Annotated in this window: 5 protein-coding genes; all 5 read right to left on the bottom strand. The window is 38.2% G+C overall.

The features are described from left to right. Positions 1 to 2 precede the first annotated feature (2 nt). Complete coding sequence (locus tag ACAM30_RS13565) at positions 3 to 6,296, bottom strand: amino acid adenylation domain-containing protein (RefSeq protein WP_369615144.1); 6,294 nt, start codon at positions 6,294 to 6,296, stop codon at positions 3 to 5. A gap of 87 nt (positions 6,297 to 6,383) precedes the next feature. Next, positions 6,384 to 7,376: a TauD/TfdA family dioxygenase gene (locus tag ACAM30_RS13560; RefSeq protein WP_035746294.1), complete on the bottom strand. Its 993-nt coding sequence runs from the start codon at positions 7,374 to 7,376 to the stop codon at positions 6,384 to 6,386. Between the two features lie 178 nt (positions 7,377 to 7,554). Beyond that, positions 7,555 to 12,345 (bottom strand): amino acid adenylation domain-containing protein, encoded by a 4,791-nt coding sequence (locus ACAM30_RS13555; RefSeq protein WP_369615143.1) that lies wholly within the window; start codon positions 12,343 to 12,345, stop codon positions 7,555 to 7,557. Positions 12,346 to 12,424: 79 nt separating this feature from the next. Then, positions 12,425 to 13,690 carry a condensation domain-containing protein gene (locus tag ACAM30_RS13550; protein ID WP_369615142.1) on the bottom strand — a complete coding sequence of 422 codons (1,266 nt, stop codon included), beginning with the start codon at positions 13,688 to 13,690 and terminating at the stop codon, positions 12,425 to 12,427. Between the two features lie 45 nt (positions 13,691 to 13,735). Then, a complete protein-coding gene (locus tag ACAM30_RS13545) occupies positions 13,736 to 24,856 on the bottom strand; it encodes an amino acid adenylation domain-containing protein (protein ID WP_369615141.1) in 11,121 nt (3,706 codons plus the stop codon). Positions 24,857 to 25,037: the final 181 nt, after the last annotated feature.

Below are 25,037 nucleotides of genomic sequence, written 5' to 3'. Positions count from 1 at the left end.
TATTACATTAAGTTTATAAATTCATCCAGAGCTTCTGATATATCTTCCGGAACTTGTTCGGTTTGTTTTTCCTGTGAATCAACAGCATCTAAGTATTGAAGAAACTCCTCTACGTTAGGGTTTTCAAATAAGGATACGACCTTGATATCAAGCCCTAATTGCTTATTAATTTCGTTAAGTATTTTGACAATCTTTATGGAATTGGCTCCCAGATCAAAGAAATTGTCCTGCAGACTTACTCTTCCTGCTTCTTTCCCCAATACTTCTGCAATGATTCCGGTAATCAGTTTTTCTTTCTCTGTTTCGGGCGCTACATATTGTTTTTCACTGGCTATTTTAATTCCCGGTGTATTCCCCAGTTCTTTTTTATCGATCTTTCCGTTTATGGTAATCGGCAGCTGTTTTAAGGCTATAAACTCTGAAGGAATGCTGTAATTCGGAATTAAGTTTTTCAGGAATGCTCTTAGCTGTTCTAACGACAATGTATCATCGGATACCACTATATAAGCAATTAAACTTTTGATATTAAACTGATTGATCTCTACCATTACAACGGCTTCGTCAATTTGATTGTGGGCCAGTAAAGCTTGCTCTACTTCTCCGAGTTCAATTCGATATCCCGAAATTTTAACCTGGTCGTCTTTTCTTCCCAGAAATTCGATGTTACCATCAGGCAGCCATTTTCCTAAATCTCCTGTTTTGTACAGGCGTTCGTTCTCTGCATACGGATGTTCAATAAATTTCTCTGCTGTAAGTTCCGGTCTGTTTAAATAACCTTTGGCCAATCCGGCTCCTCCTATGCAGATTTCACCAATAACTCCAACAGGTACTATCTTGTGATCCTTATCCAGAATAAAGGTTTGGGTATTGGCTATAGGTTTTCCTATTGGTATATTCCCTAAGGGTAGATCCTCTCCTTTAAGCAGGCCATACATCGCCGAACAAATACTGGTTTCTGTAGGACCATAGGCGTTATAGTAATTTCCTAACTCCAAATATTCTTTTACCTTACTATAAACAGGAGCTTCACCAGCTGTGATTAAAGTTTTTAATCTTCTTAAAGAATTTACATCCATCAGACTCAAATAAGAAGGCGGTATTGTCGCTACAGCGATTTTATTCTCGATAATGTATTTCTCCAGCATTTTTGGATCCTCACGGTGTTCTCTGTCGATTACAGATAAACAGGCTCCTGATAAAAGTGCTGTGAATATCTCAGATATCGAAGCATCAAATGAGAATGAAGCAAACTGCAATCCGTTATCATTATTGGTAATATCGAAAAGTTCGATTTGAGCGAAAATGGTGTTTACAATTCCTTTATGCTCAATCATCACTCCTTTAGGATTTCCGGTAGAGCCCGACGTATAAATGATATAGGCTAAATCATCTGTTGTAAGTTTTACATCTTCCAGATCTTCACTATAATTGTCCGGCTCAAAATCGGTAACCATATCAAACAAGGTTCCTTTAAAGTCATCACTGATCGTAATATGAGATTTATCTGCAATGAGTAACTTTATGTTGGTATCGTCATAGATGTATGCCTTTCGGGATTCCGGATGTGCTGTGTCTATCGGAATATAAACCCCACCAGCTTTCATAATTCCTAAAATCGAAATAATGACAGATGCATCTCTTTCTAACTGTACTCCTATAAAATCTCCTTTTACAATATGGTGATCCTGTCTTAAACAATTGGCCAAACGATTCGAAAGTTGGTCCAGTTCCTGATAAGTATACTTTTTATTTTTAAATGATAATGCTGTATTTTCAGGAGTTTTAGCAGCCTGAAGTGCAAACAAATCGATTAAGGTTTGGTCTGTCGGATAGGATACTGCATTGGCATTAAAATCAACGATAAGCTCTTGTTTTTCTTCTTTCGACAGGTAATCTATATTTTTGATCTGCTGGTTTGGATCTTGTACCAGTACTTCCAGCAATTGTTTGTAATGGTTTATGATACATGATACTGCTTTCTGCGAATACAGGTCGGTATTGTAAGTGATGTTAAAAGCGAGATAATCTCCCTGTTCCTGAAACGCAATGTCCATATCAAACTTAGATACTTTATAGCCCTTATCTTCTATCGTATAAAAAGCCGTCTGCTCCAGATTTTTGTTTTCAGCAACATCTCTCATGTTTTGTAACATCAGCATCACGTCAAACACAGCACTTCTGCTGGTATCGTTTCGGAGATCAAGATCGTCTGCCAAATTATCGAAAGGATACATCTGATGTTCATAAGACGAGAGCGTGTTTTCTTTTACCGCTTGGTAAAAAGACTCAAAACTCTGCTCCGGATCTACTGCATTTCGCAACGGAAGTGTATTGATATAAAAACCAATCTGATCATTTAAATCGGCATGCTCTCTGCCTGCGACAGGCGTTCCGATAATGATATCCTTTTCAGCGGTATATTTGTGAAACAGGACATTCCAGGCAGCCAGTAATCCTATAAATAAACTTCCTCCCTGATTTTGTCCGTACTTTTTAAGTCCGTTTGTAACTTCCGGAGTGATATAAGTTCTTAGGCTGTTCCCCGCATAAGTCTTAACGGTCGGTCTTGCTTTTTGATACGGCAGATCTAAAGTAGGAAGTTCTCCTGTCAGCGTTTTTAACCAATATTCTTTATGAACATTGTTTTGTTCCTGCTGTAATTGTTCCTGCTGCCAGACTGCATAATCTCTGTACTGGATTTTTAGTGCCGGTAATTCCGGTTCTTTCTCTTCCAGAAGCTGTTCGTATAACGCCAGGACATCTTTTGCCAGAACATTCATTGACCAGCCGTCGCAAACAATGTGATGTATGTTATAATAAAAGATATACTCCTCATCTGAAAGCTGTAAGATACTGGCTCTTACCAACGGTCCGTTGGTCAGGTCAAATGCCGCATAGGTGTCTTCTTTTATGTACTGGGCTACGTTGGTATCCTGATGCAGATCGGTTGTGTAATCCATATAATTTACACTGAACCCCAGTTCTTCTATTGTTTTGACTACCTGTCTTACCTCTCCTTCAGCATTGATTTTAAATACCGTTCGCAAAGCTTCGTGTCTGCTTATAGTAGCTTCTATTGCTTTTGAAAAACATTTTACATCATAAGCACCTTTTAAAGTCAGATGAAAAGGCATGTTGTACACTCCGGCACTTCCTGTAAACTGACTCAACACCCATAATCTGCGTTGTCCTGCTGAAACCGGATAATCTTCCGCATCCTGAACTTTTTGTATCGAGCTGTGTTTTTTTACTTCTGAGTTTCCAATCAAATTAGCATGTGCCTTAATGGTAGTACTTGAAAATACTTCTTTTAATCCCAGTTTTACTTCAAAAGCTTTATGGTATTGGTTGATCAGTTGTGTCGCTTTAAGACTGTGGCCTCCTAACTCAAAAAAGTCATCTTCAGTCCCTACAGTGTCTAATTGAAGTACTTCTTGCCAAATGGCTGTAATTTGTGTTTCAAGTTCATTTACCGGAGCCACATACGCTACGCTTGATGATCTGCCTTTATTTAACGTTAGTAAATATTTTTTATCCACTTTTCCGTTTACGGTTAACGGAATGGCATCTGTTTCTATAATCAAAGAAGGAACCATATATGCGGGTAGTTTGCGCTCCAGATATCTTTTAATTTCTTTTGATTCTTCTTTTTGAGAACAAACAATAAAAGCAACAATCTCTTTTTCGTTCTCACTTTTACTGTCTACTAATACAACTGCCTGATGGATCCCGGGATACTGCAGCAGCTGCTGTTCGATTTCACTTAATTCTATTCGGTAACCTCTTACTTTGACCTGGTCGTCTCTTCTCTGTTTGTAAATGATCTCTCCGTTGTCCATCCATCTGGCAATGTCTCCTGTTTTATAAGATAATGAACCCTTTTCTGTTGCGATAAAACGTTCTGCATTAAGTTCCGGACGGTTTAAATAGCCTTTTGCAACTCCTGCACCCGAAATTATAATTTCACCGTACATTCCAATATCGCAAGGATTCCCCTGTTGATCTACAATCGCTATGGTCGTGTTGGCAATAGGTTTCCCAATGCGCACCTCAGCCTGATCGCTTGTCATTTCTTTTACGATACAGCCTACAGTGGTTTCAGTTGGCCCGTATTCATTAAATATGCGGATGTCTTTATTAATGTCCCATACATTCTGCAATTGATTCTGAGTTAATTGTTCACCGCCGCAAATAATTATTTTAACGTTTGTTTTATCGATATTCAGCTCTTTCAGTAACGAAAGGTGTGAAGGCGTTAATTTTAAAGTATCAATATTTGGGTTGGTAAAACTTTCTATAAGCAATTCGTTTATTGATTTTTCATCCGATCCGATCCACAATTGCTTCCCTCTGGTTAAACTTGTAAAAAGAGACGTTATGGTAAGATCAAACGAAATAGACGTAATCAATCCCCAGTTTCCTGTTTCTACATCAGTAAAATAATAGTCATTCGACCATTGTATGTAGTTTAAAAGATTTGCATGTGTGATCAGGCATCCTTTTGGATTTCCGGTAGATCCTGAAGTGTAAATGCAATAGGCAATATCTTCCGGAGTGGCTTTATTAAATAGTGATGTATCGCCTTGTGTTTGAAATATCTCTTCTTTAGACGGATCAAGAACGGTTAAATCAGCATAAATTTCTTCCCCAATTATAGCCGGTGTACTGATAAGTAGTTTACAGGCTGCATCTTCCAGAACAAATTGAATTCGGTCTTTGGGATAAGCCGTGTCCATTGGAATATAGTAAGCTCCGGCTTTCAGAATTCCTAAAACACTAATCATAAAATAAGGCGAACGATCCAGTAAAACCGCAACAGGGTCTGCTTTTTGAATGCCACAATTCTGAATTAAATAGTGAGCGAACTGATTTGATTTTTCGTCTAACTCCTGATAAGAAATGGTAACATCATTATAAGACAGAGCCGTGTTATTTCCCTGTAATGCTGCCTGCTCGTTAAAGATTGCCAAAATAGAATCAAATGATGCATACTCTTTAGCAGTATCATTTGACGCCTCTATAATGGCCTGACCTGCTAAAACATCATTCTGATTGGTAAAAACTCCCTTAAGCTGAGAAGCCATTAAAACTGCTGCCGCATCGGAGTACAAAGCTGTATCGTAATACAAATCTATGGTTAGTCTGTCACCAAAATCTACAGCGTTAATTTTTACTTCAAAAACATCCGTTACGCTAAACAGGTCTCTTATTTTTAAAGTATCTGAAGAATAATTATCATTCAGCTCTGCGTACTCAAACACATAGTTGAAGGTTGTAGCTTCAGTAACTTTCTTGTCATGAATTCTGTTTACATAGAAATAATCCGACCACATTCCGATTTCGGCTACTGATTTCTTTACCAATGCAATGGCTTCTTTTTCAGATAATGATGCAAATTCATTCAGACCTACCGGAAGTATTTTTGCTACTAAACCAAATGTATTTTCAAGTTCGTTATAATATCTTTTAAACGGAAGATATCCGATTGTAAAGGAGTCTTCGTCAAATTTTGACAGATAAGCCGCGAATTGAGATAATAGTAAATGTTCTGCTGAACTCTCTTCCTGAGCCATTTTAGCTTTTAGTTCGGTATAAGCATCTCCGTCAATGGTGCAGATGTTTTTCCTTTGAGGACTGAATGTCTCGTTTTTACGATTCTTAAACGGTACAATATCTTTGGTTAAATCTGTTGGATAGTTTTTCCAGAAATTCACTCCTTCTTCTTCCGGATCACTGAACAGCTGTTGCTGCCAGGCCGAAAAATCCTGATATTCTACCACTTCTCTCTCTTCTTTTTCATATGAAGCTTCGTCGAAGAGGACTTTGGACAATTCGCTGCATAAAAAGGCGGTACTGTAACTGTCTGCCCAAAGTGAAAACAAACGCACTGCCAATACCTGATTTCCTTGCGAATCTTTCAGCAGACAAAAACGTATCGCACTATCTCTTAAAGGGTCATACCCGTATCCTAAACTTTCCTGAACAGTTGCTGTAATCGTAAACTGATCCAATGATTGAACCGTTCTTTCGACTATTTCTGTCTGCTTTAATTCAGATACTGCCTGAACCGGGAAACCAACATTTGGCGCCTCGTTCATTTTAAACAATAAGGTTTCATTTTTACTTATTACGAGTGCTAATCCGCGTTTTAACTTTTCTATAGTCACATCGCTTTTCAGATCAATAACTACCTGATTAAAATAGTTTTGTATGTTTTTTTCAGCTACACTCCATAAGTTCATTTGATTTATTGAAAGCTGATATCCTTCAACGTTATTTATTGTTTCTTTTTCCATGATTTTAGTATCTGATTAATTAGGTATTCAAACTGTTCCGACAGAACGCGAACAGTACTTTGTTTTTGGATTAGGTAGGTTTAGAAATTAAAATAAGGAGGCTATAATTTGTCTGCTGCCTTCATAAGGGCTTCTTCCGTGTGACATCAACATGTTGTCCAGGAACAATACATCTCCTTTTTCCCAAGGGAATAAAACAGTTGCTTTTTGATAGGCTTCCCTGATTTCTTCGATTTCTTCTTTCGAGATTTCGGTTCCGTCTCCGTAGAAGGTGTTATTTGGAAGCTGGTCTTCTGAGTTTACCAAATCAAAAAAGGAGGCTTCCAAGGCGTATTTGTTAAAAAAGTAAGCGTGATTGAACCAAACTGAATCTCCTGTAGCCGGGTGTTCCCAAATTGCTTTTTTAGTCCAGGTTAAAACTAAGTTGGTATCGCTTTTCCATTCAAACGAAATGCCTTGTTCGTTACAGGTTTTCTCTACTTCTTTTTGATCTTCGGTCTGAAAAACTTCTTTCCAGGACAAACCATAAGCTTCGTTGAGGTTTCTCACGTATTTCACTCCTTTTTCCAAAAACTTGGTTCTTGTTTTTTCGCTTAAATACTCCAGTACTTTTTTGTTATCGGCTATCGGAGTTTCGCCTTGTTTGTCAGCCGGATCGATGCAGCAGAACACAATATTGCTCGGGTGAACAGGCGCATACGAGCTTTCGCTGTGCATTTCGATCGAATATTCTTTAGGATAAGTGGTCGTGTGATACACATTTTTTCCAACTGAATATCGAGGGGATGATCTTAAATTATATTCAAGAGGTGTATCAGCATATAATTTGCTGAAGTTCTCAAATTTTTCAACGGTATTAATGTGAAATCCTCTAAAAAGTATGGCTCCGTAAGTATTCACTTTTTCCTGAAATTCAGCTCTGTTCTGAGCTACCCAGTCGTTTAACTGCATCCCCACTGCCGATGGTTTAACTACCAATGGAAATCCTGCCTGACCCGGCCATACTGAATAGTCAACCTGTGCAACATCGGTTACTTTTTGAGCTTTAATCCCTTTTAATTTTTGTATACTATTGATCATAATTTTATTTTTTAGAATACAGCTTTTGACTGTAGTGTTTGTAATCAAAATATTTAGTTCGTAAGATTCAGAGCTTTACCAATCAGATTGGACCTAAAATGATCCAACCTGATTCGCGGCTCTGCACTCTAATTTGAAAAAGAATTTTATCGCTGTGAATGCGATAAGCTAAAGGCTTTTATTTTTTAACCAGTTTAAATTTATTGGCATTAAGGCTTCTTAGGATTTGCTTGGTTTCTTTCTGGAAATCAATATCATCTATCCTTTCCGTTTTGTTTTCTAAAAGCTGCGACAATAAATACTTAAAGTCGTTCATCAGGATTTCGATAAAACTTTGATTGTACAAATCGGTGTTGTAATTAATGTTGTAATACAGGTGATTTCCTATTTCTTTAACATTAATAAGCATGTCCAGTTTTGATCCTTTTTGATCCTGAACCACAATCTGATCAGTCTCTTCCTGTGTAAGCAGTAAATCTTTATTGTTTTCTGCTGCTCCGGTATTGTGATAGGATATCATAATATCATACAGAGGATTACGGCTGGTATCACCTTTTATGGTTAAATCGTCCAGCAAGTTATCGAACGGATACATTTGATGTTTCATATTCTCAAACATGGCTTCTTTTACCTTATCAAATATCTGATCAAAATTGTCCTCCGGATTGATTTGATTGCGAATCACAATATTGTTAAAGTAAAGTCCGATTTGATTTTCAAGATCGACATGATCTCTGCCCATAACCGGTGACCCGATGCTAATATCTTTCTGATTGGTATATCTGTAAAACAATATGTTCCAAACCGCTACTACTCCAGTAAATAAGGTTCCTCCTTTTGTTTTACAGTACGTTTCAAATTTTTTGGTAACCGTATCCGAAAGAAAGGTTCTTAACGTTTGTCCATTATTGGTCATCACTTTTGGTCTTGCTTTCTGACTAGGAAAATCTAATACCCCTCTGTCTCCGGAAAGCGTTTGCAGCCAATATTTTTTGTGGGGATCAAAAGCATTGTTTTCCAACTGCTGCTTTTGCCATACCGCAAAATCTTTGTACTGGATAGACAGAACCGGAAGCGAAGGCACCGTGTTATTTTTGAATGCATTGTAAAATGCCAGTACGTCTCTCTTTAAGATGTTTATGGAAACTCCGTCTCCGATAATGTGATGCATGTTATAATAAAAAACATGTTTCTGATCTGACACCTGCAGTAATGCTATTCTTAACAAAGGTCCTTCTGCAAGGTTAAAAGGCTGTAAAGTATCCTGCAGTATATAATCTGCTACAGCATTTTCAATATTTGCCTCTCCTCTGAAATCCTGTTCCTGGATGGTAAAGTCAATTTCCGAAGGAGTAATGATCCATTGTCTGACCTCAGCATTTTCTCCTTCTTTGAATACGGTACGCAATGTTTCATGACGCTCGATAACAGCATCAATGGCTTTCTTTAAAATCGGAATATCGTATCCTTCCAAAGTAAGGTTCGCAGGCATATTATAGGAAGTATTATTTTCTCCCGACTGACTCAACACCCACATGCGATACTGACCGCTTGAAAGTGGATAATTCGCTTGTTTTGCAACAGGGGTAATTTTTTCGATTTCATTGCTTTCAGCAGAAGCACCGAACAATAGTGGACAATGTTCCTCGATTGTTTTATTGACAAATAAATCTCTAAGTTCCAACTTGATTCCGTACTCTTTATGGTATCGGGTAATAAGTCTTGTGAGTTTTAAACTGTGTCCTCCAAACTCGAAGAAATTATCGGTAACTCCTATTCTTTCTCTGTCTAAAATTTCTTTCCAGATGGTTACCAGCTGCTCTTCATGATTATTGCGCGGCGCAACATAACCGCTGGCATCTGTTCCTTGTGATGCCAGTTTTGGTAAAGCTTTTTTATTTACTTTTCCATTTGAGGTAAGCGGCATTTCATCCAGAGGGATGCACAAAGTAGGCACCATATATTTAGGAAGACTTTCTAAAAGATATCCTTTAAAATCTTCCAGTGTATAATTGTCTTTAAGTACTACATATGCGACTAATTCTTTAGAATAAAACTGATCTTCGTGTACAATAACCGCGGCATGATTGGCATACGGACAGATGTTTAAAGCGGCTTCTACTTCTCCAAGCTCGATTCTGAATCCTCTGATTTTTATTTGTTTATCGTTTCTTCCCAAGTATTCTATATCTCCGCTTGAAAGTCGTTTGGCAACGTCTCCGGTTTTATATAGACGTTCTCCCGGATTGAATGGATTGGTCATGAATCGTTCTTTTGAAAGTTCAGGACGATTTAAATACCCTCTTGAAACTCCGGCTCCTGAAACAAACAATTCTCCGGCAACTCCCATGGGTACTAATTCCATATTTTCATCCAGAATATAGCAGCTCATGGTTGGGATAGGTCTTCCGATATCACTTACATTAAGGTTAATTTCACGTGTTCCGATCTCTTTAAAGGTTACGTGCACCGTGGTTTCGGTAATACCGTACATGTTGATCAGGGCACAATCCGGATATTGAGCCGCCCATGGCTTAAGAACTCCCGGTGTAAGCGCCTCACCTCCAAATATTACATAACGTACTTTCAAAGGATGTTTTTTGTCGATTACCTGCTCCTGTAAAGCATTGAATGCAGAAGGTGTCTGATTCAATACGGTTACTTCCTGCTCTGCTAAAAGATCTGCAAATGCTTCCGTATCTTTTGCAACCAGTTCAGGAACAATTACCAATCTGCCTCCGTATAACAAGGCACCAAATATTTCCCAAACCGAAAAGTCAAAACTATAAGAATGGAACAGGCACCATACATCTTTTTCGTCAAAATCAAACAAAGGTTTTTCTGTAAAGAAAAGTCGTACCACGTTGCCGTGCTCGATCATTACCCCTTTAGGCACTCCGGTAGTTCCTGACGTATAAATGACATAAGCCAAATTATCGAAAGGTAAATCCAACTCTAAATTGGTCGTTTCATAAGCGGAAAGAAATGTATCTGCCTGATCTAAATTTACCAGCTGAACAGGGATATCCAGTTTTACGGTTTCACTGCTTTTTGTGCTTACCAATACAATATTTGATTTGATATCGTTCAGTATAAAACTGATACGCTCCGCCGGGTATTCAGGATCAATAGGCACATAAGCCCCACCTGCTTTTAAGATTCCAAGTATTCCGATGATCATCTCAAAAGAACGGTTGATACACATTCCTACCATGACTTCCGGACCTACACCCTGCTCTTGCAAGTATCTGGAAAGCTGATTTGCTTTTTCGTTCAGTACTTTATAAGTCATGTGTTTGCCGTCTATAGTCAAAGCAACAGCATCGGGAGTGTTTGCTGCTTTTTCTTCAAAAATCTCCACCATATTCTGATCTGCCGGATAATCTACTTCAGAGGCGTTGTAGGCTTTGGTAAGCACTTCAATTTCTGCTGCACCCAGCATATTGAAATCTCCTATAGTAGTAAACTGCTCTTCGGCCATTTGACACAAGGCTGTTCTGAAATGTTCTGTAATCATCTGAACAAAAGCAGCCTCCATTATCGAACTGTTGAATGTGAAATCGATAACCAGTCTGTCTTTCAGCATAGGCTGAATCGAAAGTAAATAGTTGTTGTTTTCTTTTACATTTACACTCTCTATTTCTAAAACCGGTTTTTGCTTGCTGTCACTGCTTTTAGACGGATAATTGGTAAACGACAATAAAGTATCAAAACAATCTCCTTTTATTTCGTTCCATTGCTGAATTTTATTAAGAGACGTATGTTGGAAATTCCTAGCCGTTACTGACGTTTTCTGAAGCATTGCCAGGAAATCAGTAATCGTTTGATTCTGATCTATTTTTGCTCTTAACGGAATGGTATTGATATACAATCCTACTTTGCTGTCGTAATTGAGTTCAGCCGGACGTCCGGAAACGGTAACACCGTACACAATATCTTTAAAACCAGTGTATTTTGACAATAAAATGGCCCAAACCGCCTGTGTTAAAGTATTAGGTGTAACATGCTGTGCTTTAGAAAAATCATTTATTTTTTGCGTTAATTCGGCATCAAAATCAATGGTAATACGCTCGTATTTTCCTTTTCCTTTGTTACGTTCGTGTAATGCTTTACAGAAAGGCAGTAATGAAGGTTCGTTAAAATCCTTCATATAAGTCTGCCAGAATTCTTTTTCTTCAAAGGCGTCTATCGCTTTGATATAATTGATGAAATCTTCGTATCGGTCTTCTTCCTGTGCCTCAGGTTCTACACCGTGCATTAGGTTGGTGTATGCACGTATCACTTCCTGAATGATCACTTGTCCGGACCATCCGTCCCATAATACGTGATGTTTCGTCCATATCATTTTATAAGTACTCTCTCCAAACTTAGCCAGCGTGATACGCATTAAAGGCGGATTTGTAAAACTGAAATCTTCAAATCGGTCTTCGTCTTTTAGTTTTTTAAAGGTAATATCCTTCTCCTCATCGGTACTGTTGGTTAAATCAATCAATCGCAAAGGAACTTCTACTTCTTTGTTTACGAACTGAATCGGAATATTTACTTTGTCGTAAATAAAACCGGTTCTCAGAATGGTATGATTGTTAATGACATGCTGCCAGGCTTTTTTAAAGCGAACTACATCCAATTTAGACGAAAAAGTAACGTCAAACTGGGTATGATAAGTGGTATTTTCTTTGGCTCCGGTACTGTACAGGTAGGTACTGTGAAATAAAATCCCTTCCTGAACAGGACTTAATCCGTACATCGAAGAAATGTTTTTTCGGTCCAGTTTAAAATCTTCTTTCTTTAAATAAGCAACCAGATCGGCTTTGTTTTCTTTAATGAATGAAGTTATGTCCTGACGTTCGGTGATAATCTTAATATCAGAAGGTGTAAGTTTTCCTTCTTTTCCCAGTAGCACTAAATCCTGCCCGTTAATTTTAAGCTGAAACCCAAGGTCTTTTAAGTTTTTTATGAATTTTTCCATGATTTAAAAAATGTTTTCTTGTAACGTAGTCACTCTTTACTGTTAATATGAAATCATACGATGCGTTATCGAATGGTAATCAGAATACGGCAATTCCTCTTAAGGTATCTTCGTATTCTGTAGCCGTTGTAAGGATACTTTCTATACTTTCTAAAAAGGAAGTGATGGTTTCAGCTTTAAAATAAAGATCATTGTAGGTGAGTATAAAATCAAAACTGTTTTCTCTTTCCTGTACTAAAAGATTAAGATCGTATTTTCCTAATCCCTGATTTTTATAGTTAAAAGGCTCTCCTTCTTCTTCGGTAACGGCATCGTATCGGTCGTACAAATACAAAACATCAAAAAGTGCTGTTCTGCTCATATCCTTTTTAGGATTGATTTCTACAACCAGCTTGTCAAATGGAATTTCTTTATTGTTGTTTGCCGTCTCCCAGGTATTGGCAACGACTGTGCAGGCATCTTCAAGTGTTCCATTTTTGTCCAGTACAGATCGTAACACTACCAGATTTTCTATGGGTCCCACCGTTGATTCTGTAAGATGGTTGCGCATGTTCATCAAGGTACCGATCACAATATCCGAAAGCCCTGAAAACTGGGACAAAGCCATCTTATAGGCAGCTAAAGTCACCATTTGCGGGGTAGTACCATTAACTGCTGCAAAGGATTGTAAACCATCTTTACTAAAAGAAAAAGAGCTCGTTGCAGTTTGATAAATATGAACCGGAACACGTTCTGAATCGGTAGGAAGATACAGCACCTGATTATCGGTTAACTGTTTTCTCCAAAAAGCAACCAGGGTTTCTGTTTCGTAAGGATCAACAGCCTGTTCCCATTCTGAAAAATCTTTGTATTGCATGGTAAATCCAAGTGAATCTTCGGGACGCGAAACAAAACTTAAAAAATCTTCTTTGAGAATCTTAAGACTATAACGGTCTGCCACTACATGATGAAGTACAAATAGTATCCTGATATGATTTTCCAAACGTTCGAAATAGGCTTTTACCAATACTCCATTTTCAAAATCAAAGGATATTTTGCGTAATTCTTCCTGATTTTCTTTCAGATCAGGCTGTTCTTTTAGCAGCTTTTTTATATCCGTTTCTTCAGGGCTTGTAATGACCTGAAAAATCTGATCACCCTCTCTTACGATTTTGGTTCTTAAAATATCATGACGGTTGATCAATTGTGTAAAAGCACGATAAATTTCTTCGGTACTTACCTCTTTTTCTATTGTAAAACTCAATGGTATATTATGGTAAACAGGTCCTCCTTCGTAGAGATAATCTCTTTCGAAATGGTCGATGAACCACATCCTTTGCTGGTGATAGGATACAGGTAATTTCATATGTTATGGTATTAATAGTGATAGTTATTAGGGTTCGTTATGAGTTTAGAATCTTAGCACACTTTCATCCTGAGATTCTTCGGCAACTTCAGATTCAAACAGAGCATCAAACTCTTTAAAATCTAATGAATCGCTTAATCCAAAATCGGAAGGAGTTAGTTCTCGGTCTTCTTTACGAATACAGTGTTCTATAAGCTGGGTTAAATATTCTACATACTTATCAGCCAGATTCTGAACGGTTTCTGATTGGTATTGTGCTTCGGAGTAATCCCAGGAAATTCTAAGTTCATTGGCCACAATAATTGCTTTTACAATAAATTTCTCTTCCAGTATAGAAGTGGGGCTGATATGATCTCCCCCATATTCCGGAGCTGATGAAAAGACTGCACTTTGATTCAGAACATTATCAATTTGTCCCAAATAATTAAAGACAACATCCCATCCGCAATCTTTTAAAGAATGGCGTATTTCTTCAGACGAGTGTAAATAACGCAAACAGCCGTACCCCATTCCTTTGGTTGGAATTCTGCGCAATGCTTCTTTTACCGATTTAACAATATCGCCTTCCGTTGTAGCTTCTTCTTTTGACAAGATCACCGGATACTTATTGGTAAACCATCCTGTAGTACCGCTAACATCGATGTCTTTCAGTACATTTTCTCTTCCGTGGCCTTCAAATCCTAATGCCAGTCGTTTTGTTCCCAGAACATCTTCAAAAGTCATTTGCAATGCGCTTAACATCAAATCGTTGATTTCTGTATTATAAGCTGAATTGGCATCTTTCAACAGGTGTTTGGTATATTCCTGATTTAGAATTCCGACCTGAGTTTTCTTCGTTTCTCTGGTAGGTTTGTTGGCCGAAAAATCGGTTGGAAGCGGTGTATAGTCGCTATTAATTTGCTGCCAGTACTCTAACTGAGATTCTATTTCTTCGGTCTCTGCAAAGTTTTTCAACTTATTGATCCAGTCTCTGAACGAATTGTTTTTATTTTCCAGATACAGCTTTTCGTCCGTTGTTTCTTCTGTCAGCAGTGTTTCCAGATCATCGATGATAAACCTCCAGGAAACTCCGTCTACCGCTAAGTGGTGCGATACCATGAAAAATCGGTTGTATGGTACAGCGTCCGGCATTTCAATCAAAACAAAACGCGCCAGATCTCCTTTTTCAATATCCAATGATTGCTGGTATTTTGCACAAATTGCCGTCACAGCTTCTGCAACATCCTTTTCGTCATCGATCGTTTCTGTTCGATAGAAATTAATTGATTCTCCGTAAAACTGCTTCCATTCTTCCTGTCCGTGAACGGTTTCTTTTTGGTATTTTGATCGAAGCGAATCGTGGCGTTTGGCTATTAATTCAACTGTTTTTTCCAGTTTTTCTTTCGAAATCTTTTTATCGATGCTCAATAAAACGGCCTGATTGAAATGTGACAATGCGGCTTCATTTCTTTCAAAAAACCATTGCTGAATTGGGGATAGAGGTACTTCTCCTTCTAAAATTCCCTGCTCGGCTGTACTAAACTCCTTGCTGTTTCGTTCTGCAGCAACCGCCAGTTCTGCGATCGTTTGATAATCAAATAAATCCTGAACCTGAACCTGATAACCTTTTTTCTTGGCACGGCTTACGACCTGAATAACAATGATAGAATCCCCTCCGAGTTCAAAGAAATTATCCGTCACTCCTATTTCGTCAACATTAAGCAGGTTTTGCCAAATGGTAACCAAATCCTCTTCTGCTTTTGTGGTTGGTGCAACATAAGCACGTCCCGTGGCAGCTGTTGGCTCCGGCAATGCTTTTCTGTCGATTTTTCCGTTTGAAGTAAGCGGCATCTGATCCAGTACCACATATACCTGAGGCACCATATAATCCGGAACAACTCCTGAAAGATAGGTTTTCAAATCAGCCTCTGAATAGCCCTCTTCAACCACCAGGTAACTTACCAATCGTTTGACTCCTGTAGCATCTTCTCTAAAAGAAACTTCATTCTGTACAACACCAGGATAATCTTGTATCACACGACTGATTTCTTTTAACTCTACACGGTATCCACGAATTTTCACCTGATCGTCTACACGTCCTAAAAATTCAATCTCTCCTAATGCATTTCTGCGTACTAAGTCTCCCGTTCTATATAAAACAGCGCTTTTACCTGCTGCAAATGGATTGGTGATAAATTTCTCCTGAGTTAAATCTTCACGATTCAGATAACCTTTCGAAATTCCTTTACCTCCCAGTAATAATTCTCCTGAAACTCCAATCGGGCATAACGACATATCGCTGCTTACAATATAAGCTTCACTGTCTGAGAACAACTTCCCAACCGGAATGGTCACGTAATCAAAAGCAGGATCAACCTGATGCAATAATTTTCCAATCGTACTTTCGGTAGGACCGTAATGGTTTACAATCATCACATTTGAATCTTGCGCTGCGATCCCTTTTACATAAGACACCTGAAGTACGTCTCCTCCAAATATTATAGTACGTACCGGCAATAACAAATCAGTATCGATGCGTAAAGCCTGCCAGTGGCTTGGTACTATTTTGATACAGTCGATTGGGTTGGCGTTAAAATACGCTTGCAACTTAACTCCATCCATTAAAGTATCTTTATTGAATAAGTGCAAACATCCTCCACTTAATAAAGAACCGTACAATACGGTATTTCCTAAATCGGCAGAAAGTGAAGACATTAATCCGAAGCTTTTATTAGCACTAATCGAAATCTTAGCTTCCAGTCCTTCGTAATAGTCAACCAAATTCTTGTGACTTACCTGAACTCCTTTTGGCTGACCTGTGGTTCCTGAAGTGTACACCACATAAGCCGTAGTATCTTCTGTTGCCAATGTTGAGAAGGCAACGTCCTCCGGAAGTGCCGGAGTATCGGCATATTGAATATCGATAGAAAATATCGGAACTGAAAAATCAATTACGTCAAATAAACTGCCGGACTCAATCAACAAACATTTTACATTGGCTTCCTGTACCATGTACAACTGACGCTCTTTTGGTAAGGAAAGATCAATCGGAACATAACCTGCTCCTGATTTTAAAATAGACACTATCGCCAGTAAAGACCAGTTTGAAGTATCCATCATCATGGCGATCAAATCACCCTGTTTTAAATCATACGTTTGTTGATAGTAATACGCCAATCTGGTAGAAGCTTCATCCAGCTCCTTGTACGTCATACGGCTATCATTATAAACAAATGCCAGAGCATCCGGAGTTTTGGCTACCTGTGCTTCAAAATGAGACAATACAGTTCCTTTTCCTGATAATGTATATTCAGGGGTGTTGTAATCTACTAAAAGTGTCTGCTCTTCTTCGGCGCTAAGCATGGCCAGATTTCCTATCGATGAGGTATCGTCTGCTAAAATAGTGTCCAGCAAATTCTCGTAATGAGATCGGAATCCTGTAATGGTAGACGAATTGAAAAGTGCGCTGCAATAGTTGAATGAGAAAGAAATTCCTTCCGGACTGTCTTCTGCAAAAATGGTCAGATCGAACTTCGAAATGTCGTAATCCATTGGTACAGATTCAATCGTAATATCACTGAATTCAGCAATTTTAGACTCAGGATTGTTGTTTAAAACGAATAATACCTGAAATAAAGAACTTCTGCTTTTGTCTCTGGCTTTCTCTACACGATCGACTACTTTTTCAAACGGAACTGCGATATGATTGTACGCTTCTAAAGTAGTTTGTTTTACCGATTTCAACACTTCATTGAATGTTGGATTACCGGATAGATCAGTACGCAGTGCCAAAGTATTGACAAAGAATCCGATCATCGATTCTAATTCCTGCTGCGGACGATTGGCTACCGTAGTTCCCACACAAATATCAGACTGACCGCTGTAACGGTACAATGCTACTTTGTAAACACTCAGCAGTAACATGAATAAAGTTACGCCCTCTTCTTTGGCATAAGCACGTAAAGCCTCACTGCGATCGCGATCTAATTTAAAGTTGATGTAGTCTCCTACACTGCTTTGAACAGCCGGTCTTGCATAGTCTGTTGGAAGTGCAGAAGGTGCTACTCCCGTTAATTTAGATTCCCAGTACTCTAATTTCTCCGCTAAATATTCTCCGGAAACCTCAGAACGCTGCCAAACGGAATAGTCGGTATATTGGAAACTAAGAGCTGGTAAATTAGCCTCTTTTCCTTCTGCATAAGAAGCATATAATGTTTTAAATTCGTTAACGATAAGCGATGTCGACCATCCGTCTGTTGCGATATGATGACGAACCAATAATAAAATATGCTCTTCGGCTGATACTTTGATAATTGTAGCACGCAGCATATAATCTTTAGACAGATCAAAAGAACGGCTTATTTCTTCTTTGATAAAAGCTTTCTGATCGGCTACAGCAGTAAGAACAGTAAGATTCCAATGCTCTGAAGGCTGAACTTTTTGATACGCTATTCCTTCTTTCTCTAAGTAAACTGTACGCAGCGCTTCATGACGCTCCACAATTGTTTTTAAAGCTTGTGAAAGATAGTCTGTATTCAGAGGTCCTTTTAAATTTAATAATACCGGTACGTGATAATTCTCACTTCCTTTTAATTTATCAATAAACCATAAACGTTCCTGAGCATAAGACAACGGAATGTCTGCAGGCAAGTCTTGTTTGACAACCAACGGAAGTGCAAGAGTATTGTCCTGACTATCGATAAAAGAAGCCAAAGCGGCAATATTAGTATGATCGAATATGTCAGTAATATTGATGGCAACATTAAGTGTCGTTTTAATAGCGGATAATAAACGAACGGCAAGCAAAGAATGTCCTCCCAATTCAAAGAAATCATCTGTAACTCCTATCTGCTCTACATTTAATAAATCCTGCCAGATGGCAACCAGACCTTTTTCTGTTTCTGTTTCAGGGGCAACATATACACGTCCTTCTGTAACGGTAGGCTCCGGCAGTGCTTTTCTATCGATTTTTCCGTTTGAAGTAAGCGGCATCTGATCCAGTACCACATACACCTGAGGCACCATATAATCCGGAACAACTCCTGAAAGGTACGATTTCAAATCAGCCTCTGAATAGACTTCTTCAACCACCAGGTAACTTACTAAACGCTTAACTCCTGTAGCGTCTTCTTTGAATAAAACCTCATTCTGTACAATTCCGGAATACCCCTGAATCACACGACTGATTTCTTTTAGCTCTACACGGTATCCACGAATCTTCACCTGATCGTCTACACGTCCTAAAAATTCAATCTCTCCTAATGCATTTCTGCGAACTAAGTCTCCAGTTCTATATAAAACCTTGCTTTTACCTGCTGCAAATGGATTGGTGATAAATTTCTCCTGAGTTAAATCTTCACGATTCAGATAACCTTTCGAAATTCCTTTACCTCCCAGTAATAATTCTCCTGAAACTCCAATCGGGCACAACGACATATCGCTGCTTACAATATAAGCTTCACTGTCTGAGAACAACTTCCCAACCGGAATGGTCACGTAATCAAAAGCAGGATCAACCTGATGCAATAATTTTCCAATCGTACTCTCGGTAGGACCGTAATGGTTTACGATCGCTACATTTGAATCTTGCGCTGCAATTTCTTTAACATAAGATACCTGAAGTACGTCGCCTCCAAATATTAAAGTGCGTACCGGTAACAATAACGTATTATTGATGCTCAGCGCCTGCCAGTGGCTTGGTACTATTTTGATACAATCAATTGGGTTGGCGTTAAAATATGCTTGTAATTTCACGCCATCCATTAAAGTATCTTTATTGAATAAGTGCAAACATCCTCCGCTTAATAAAGAACCGTACAATACGGTATTTCCTAAATCGGCAGAAAGTGAAGACATTAATCCGAAGCTTTTATTAGCACTAATCGAAATCTTAGCCTCCAGCCCTTCGTAATAGTCTACTAAATTTTTATGACTCACCTGAACGCCTTTTGGCTGGCCTGTGGTTCCTGAAGTATATACTACATAAGCTGTAGTATCTTCTGTTGCCAATGTTGAAAAGGTAACCTCCTGCGGAAGTGCCGGAATATCGGAATACTGAATATCAATAGAAAATACAGGAACTGAAAAATCAATTACATCAAATAAACTCGAAGATTCAATAAGCAAACACTTCACATTGGCTTCCTGTACCATGTACAACTGACGCTCTTTCGGTAAAGAAAGATCAATTGGAACATAACCTGCTCCTGATTTTAGAATAGATACCATTGCCAGTAAAGACCAGTTTGAAGTATCCATCATCATGGCGATCAAATCACCTTGTTTTAAATCATACGTTTGTTGATAGTAATATGCCAATCTGGTAGAAGCTTCATCCAGCTCCTTGTACGTCATACGGCTATCATTATAAACAAATGCAATCGCATCCGGAGTTTTGGCTACTTGTGCTTCAAAGTGAGACAATACAGTTCCTTTTCCTGATAATGTATACTCAGGGGTGTTATACTCTACTAAAAGTGCCTGCTCTTCTTCAGCGCTAAGCATAGCCAGGTTTCCTATCGATGAGGTACCATTTTCTAAAACAGCAGTCAATAAATTCTCGTAATGTGATCTTAAGCCTGATACTGTTGCCGCACTGAAAAGATCTGTACAATAGTTGAATGAAAAAGAGATTCCTTCCGCGCTGTCTTCTGCAAAAATGGTCAGATCGTATTTGGCAATATTATAATTCATTGCCATTGGTTCGATCGTAATATCACTGAATTCAGCAACTTTAGCCTCCGGGTTGTTGTTTAAAACAAACAATACCTGGAATAAAGAACTTCTGCTTTTATCTCTTGTTTTTTCTACACGATCTACTACTTTTTCAAACGGAACAGCGATATGATTATATGCTTCTAAAGTGGTTTGCTTTACCGATTTCAAAACTTCATTAAACGACGGATTACCGGATAAATCAGTACGAAGGGCTAAAGCGTTCACAAAGAATCCAATCATCGATTCTAATTCCTGCTGCGGGCGATTGGCCACTGTGGTTCCGATACAAATATCAGACTGACCGCTGTAACGGTATAACAATACTTTGTAAACACTCGATAACAACATGAATAAAGTTACGCCCTGCTCTTTCGCATAAGCTCTCAAAGCCTCACTCTGATCGCTGTCTAGCTTTAAACTGATATGGTTTCCGCGACTGCTTTGAACAGCTGGTCTTACATAATCTGTTGGAAGTGCAGAAGGTGCTACTCCTGTTAATTTAGACTCCCAATACTCTAATTTTTCTGCCAGAACTTCTTCAGATAACTCTGTACGCTGCCAAACGGAATAGTCTGTATATTGAAAGTTAAGGGCTGGTAAATTGGCCTCTTTTCCTTCTGCATAAGAAGCGTATAATTCTTTGAATTCTTTAACGATTATAGATTCAGACCATCCGTCTGTTGCAATATGATGACGTACCAATACTAAAATATGCTCTGCTTCTGATACCTTAATAATCGAAGCACGTAACATATAATCTTTCGATAAATCAAATGGTTTGTTTATCTCTTCGGCTGTAAATTCTTTATAATCTACGACTCCTGAAATAACATTCAATTCCCAACGGTCTGAGGACTGTACCACCTGATACGGAACGCCTTCTTTTTCTACAAATACGGTACGTAATGCCTCATGACGCTCTACAATTGTTTTTAACGCTTGCGAAAGATAATCGGTATTAAGAGTTCCTTTTAGCGTTAATACTGTAGGCATATGATAATGTTCACTGCCTTTTAATTTATCTATAAACCATAAACGTTCCTGAGCATAAGACAATGGAATAGCTGCAGGTAAATCTTGTTTACTTACCAAAGAAAATGTTGAGGCAGTATCTTGTTTTTCTATAAAAGAAGCCAGATCTGAGATCGTTGGATTCCCAAATACGTTTGTAATGGTAACGCCAACATTCATTGCTTTCTTTATGGCCGATATTAAACGTACTGCTAATAAAGAATGTCCTCCCAGTTCAAAGAAATTATCGGTAATACCAACTTGCTCCACATTAAGGAGATTCTGCCAGATGGTAACCAATTCTTCTTCTGTTTTTGTTCCTGGTGCTACATATTCGTATGCTCTGCTGAATGTTGGATCCGGTAGTGCTTTTCTGTTTACTTTACCATTTGATGTCAATGGAATTTCATCCAATTGTACCATTATTCCCGGAATCATATAGCCTGGAATGTGCTCTTTTAAATAAGCAATAAGATCTTCTTTTGTTTTATTTTCTTTAAAAACGACATAGGCTACCAATTCATTTACTCCGTAAGCATCTTCTTTGGCAATAACAACTCCCTGATGTATAAACGGACAACTGTTGATAACGGTATCCAATTCTCCCAATTCAATTCTGTACCCTCTGATTTTTACCTGGCTGTCTTCTCTTCCCAAATATTCTATAGTACCATCCTGAAGCCATTTTGCATTATCACCGGTTCTGTATAATTTTCCTTCCCCAAAAGGATTTTGTACAAATCGGTAAGCATTAAGTTCCGGAAGATTGATGTACTCTCTGGCTACCTGAACACCACCTATGTACAGTTCTCCTGTAACCCCTTTAGGCTGTATGTTCATTTCGCTATCCAGAATATAAATCTGAGTGTTTGCCACCGGAGTTCCTATCGTAACACGTTTTAAATCTACCGCATTAAAAGGAACAATCCAGCTTGTTACGTCGATCGAAGCCTCTGTTGGCCCGTATAAATTGCTCAAAACAACATTGGGCAATACTTTTTGAAAATCTTCTACCTGGCTTATTTTTAAAGCCTCTCCACTACATACCACATTTTTCAGACTGCTGCATTTCGAAACATCAATGTCCAATAAAAATGCACTTAACATAGAAGGTACAAAGTGAATCATTGTTACCCCGTGTGCCGAGATCAATTCTCTTAAATAATCGCTGTCTTTATGTCCTTCCGGTTTTGGAATTACTAATTTACATCCTGCCAATAATGGAAGAAAGAACTCCCAAACCGATACATCAAAACAAAAAGTAGTTTTTTGTATCAATACATCATTAGCCGTTAAATTATAATATTCTTTGGCCCATAATAAACGATTCACCAAACCTCTTTGTTCGTTCACCACTCCTTTAGGATTTCCTGTAGATCCTGAAGTGTAAATTACATAAGCCGCATTGGTAACCGGTATTGCTACAGCAGGATTAGTTTTGGACTGATTGACAAGTACTGAATCCTGTTGATCAAGATTAAGTATCGTAGTACCTTCCAGAAAATTAACTTTGTTGATACTGTCGTTATTTACCAATACAACTTCTGCCTTAGTATCTTTTACAATGAACTCAATTCTTTCGACCGGGTAATGAGGATCAATAGGTGCATAAGCTCCTCCTGATTTCATAATACCCAACATTCCAATAACCATTTCAAAAGAACGTTCCATACACAATCCTACTATAGATTCTGTTGTAACATTGATGCTGCGTAAATAATGAGCAACCTGATTGGCTTTTTCATTTAAAACAGCATAAGTCATTTCTTCTCCTTCAAAAGCCAAAGCAACTCCCTCCGGATTATGAACAACTTGTTCTTCAATTAAGTCTATAAGCGTAACATCAACAGGATAATTCGTTGCCGTAGTATTAAAATCCTGTACTAATTCTTTTTCTTCTTCCTGACTGATGTAGGTTAGTTTTCCAATAGGAGTTTCCGGTTGAAATAATACTTCTTCCAGGATTTGTTTATAGTGTCGTATCAATCCTTCGATCATTTGATATTCGTACACCTCTGTATTATAAGCAACATCTAAAACCAGGTGCTCTCCGGCTTCTCTGAAATTAAGCTCTACATCAAATTTTGAAACTGTCTCTCCTAAATCAACAATTGCATCGGTTTTTGATGCAGGTATTTCGATCGCCGCCTCATTTGCTGCTGTATTCTGAAGCACTAACAAAACATCAAATACACTGCTTCTTCCCGCATCTCTTTTGATGTTTAAGTTTTCTACTAAACTGTCAAAAGGATACATCTGATGGTTAAAAGCCTCCAGTGTCTGCTCTTTAATTCGCTTGTAAATAGAAGTAAAATTCTCCTCCGCAGTTACAGTATTACGCAAGGCAAGAGTATTTACATAAAAACCAATCTGATTGGCTAAATCGGCATGGTCACGTCCTGCTACCGGGCTGCCTATAATAATATCTGTATCTGAGGTATATTTATGAAACAGAACATTGATAGTAGTTAATAAACTAATAAAAGTACTGCCATTGTTCTCTTTTGTAAAATGCTGAAGCATGGCTGTTGTTTCCTTAGAAATATAAGCTCTTAAACTTCTTCCTTTATGTGTTTTCACAGATGGACGGCGTTTTTCTGAAGGAAGATCCAGGATTGGTAACTCTCCTGCAAGACTTTCCATCCAATAAGTTTTATCCTTAGTAGAAACCGCTGAGTTTATCTGTACTGCCTGCCAGTTTGCATAATCTTTATATTGAATAGCAAGTGGTGCAAGATCAGGAGCAATCCCTTTTACAAAAGACTCATAAAATGCAAATACATCTTTTGACAATACATTCATAGACCAGCCATCACCTATAATGTGGTGCATGTTGTAATAGAAAACATAAGTATCCTCTTCCGTCTGTAATAAACTTAGACGAAATAACGGTCCTTTTTCTAAATCAAACGGAACGAATGAATCTTCTTTGATATAACCGGATACACTGGCATCTTTATCTGCAACATTTCTGAAATCAACATAAGACAACTCAAAGTTTACCTCTGTTATTGGCTTCACGTACTGTCTCACCTCACCGTTTTCATCCATTCTGAAAGTAGTACGCAAAATCTCATGACGCTCTATGGTGGCGATTATCGCTTTTTGAAAGTATCCAATATCATAATTACCTTTTAAAATGGTACGCATAGGCATATTGTACACCTGAGATCCTCCTTCGAACTGGCTTAAAGTCCAAAGACGGCGCTGTCCGGCCGATACTTCGTAACTTTCAGATTCAGAAACCGCAGAAATTGACTCAAAATTAAATTTTGCGCTGTTTTTACTGCTTTTAAGCAAAGCGATAAGACGATCTTTATTGGTTGAAATATCATTTTTATCCTCTGCAGTAAGAGCTGCTGTATTTCCTGTTACTCTTAAATTTTCTTCTGAATCATCCAGAAAAATTTGTACTTCTTTATGGGATAAGCCGGTAATTATTGATTTGATATCTTTCATCGTAATAGTGTTTTCTAAATGCTTTATTTTTGAATTAATAACTGATATATTTAAAATAACCTACGTATAACACCAAACACATTGTTCTAAAAGACAATGTGCTGTGGTGATTTTACCAGGTAGTAAAAACTAGATTTTGATGTAGTAAAAAAGGATTGAGATAAGAGATTTTTACTCTTTA

The sequence above is a fragment of the Flavobacterium sp. CFS9 genome, assembly GCF_041154745.1.
Classification (GTDB): Bacteria; Bacteroidota; Bacteroidia; order Flavobacteriales; family Flavobacteriaceae; genus Flavobacterium.
This window is presented reverse-complemented; position numbering and strand designations above follow the sequence as displayed.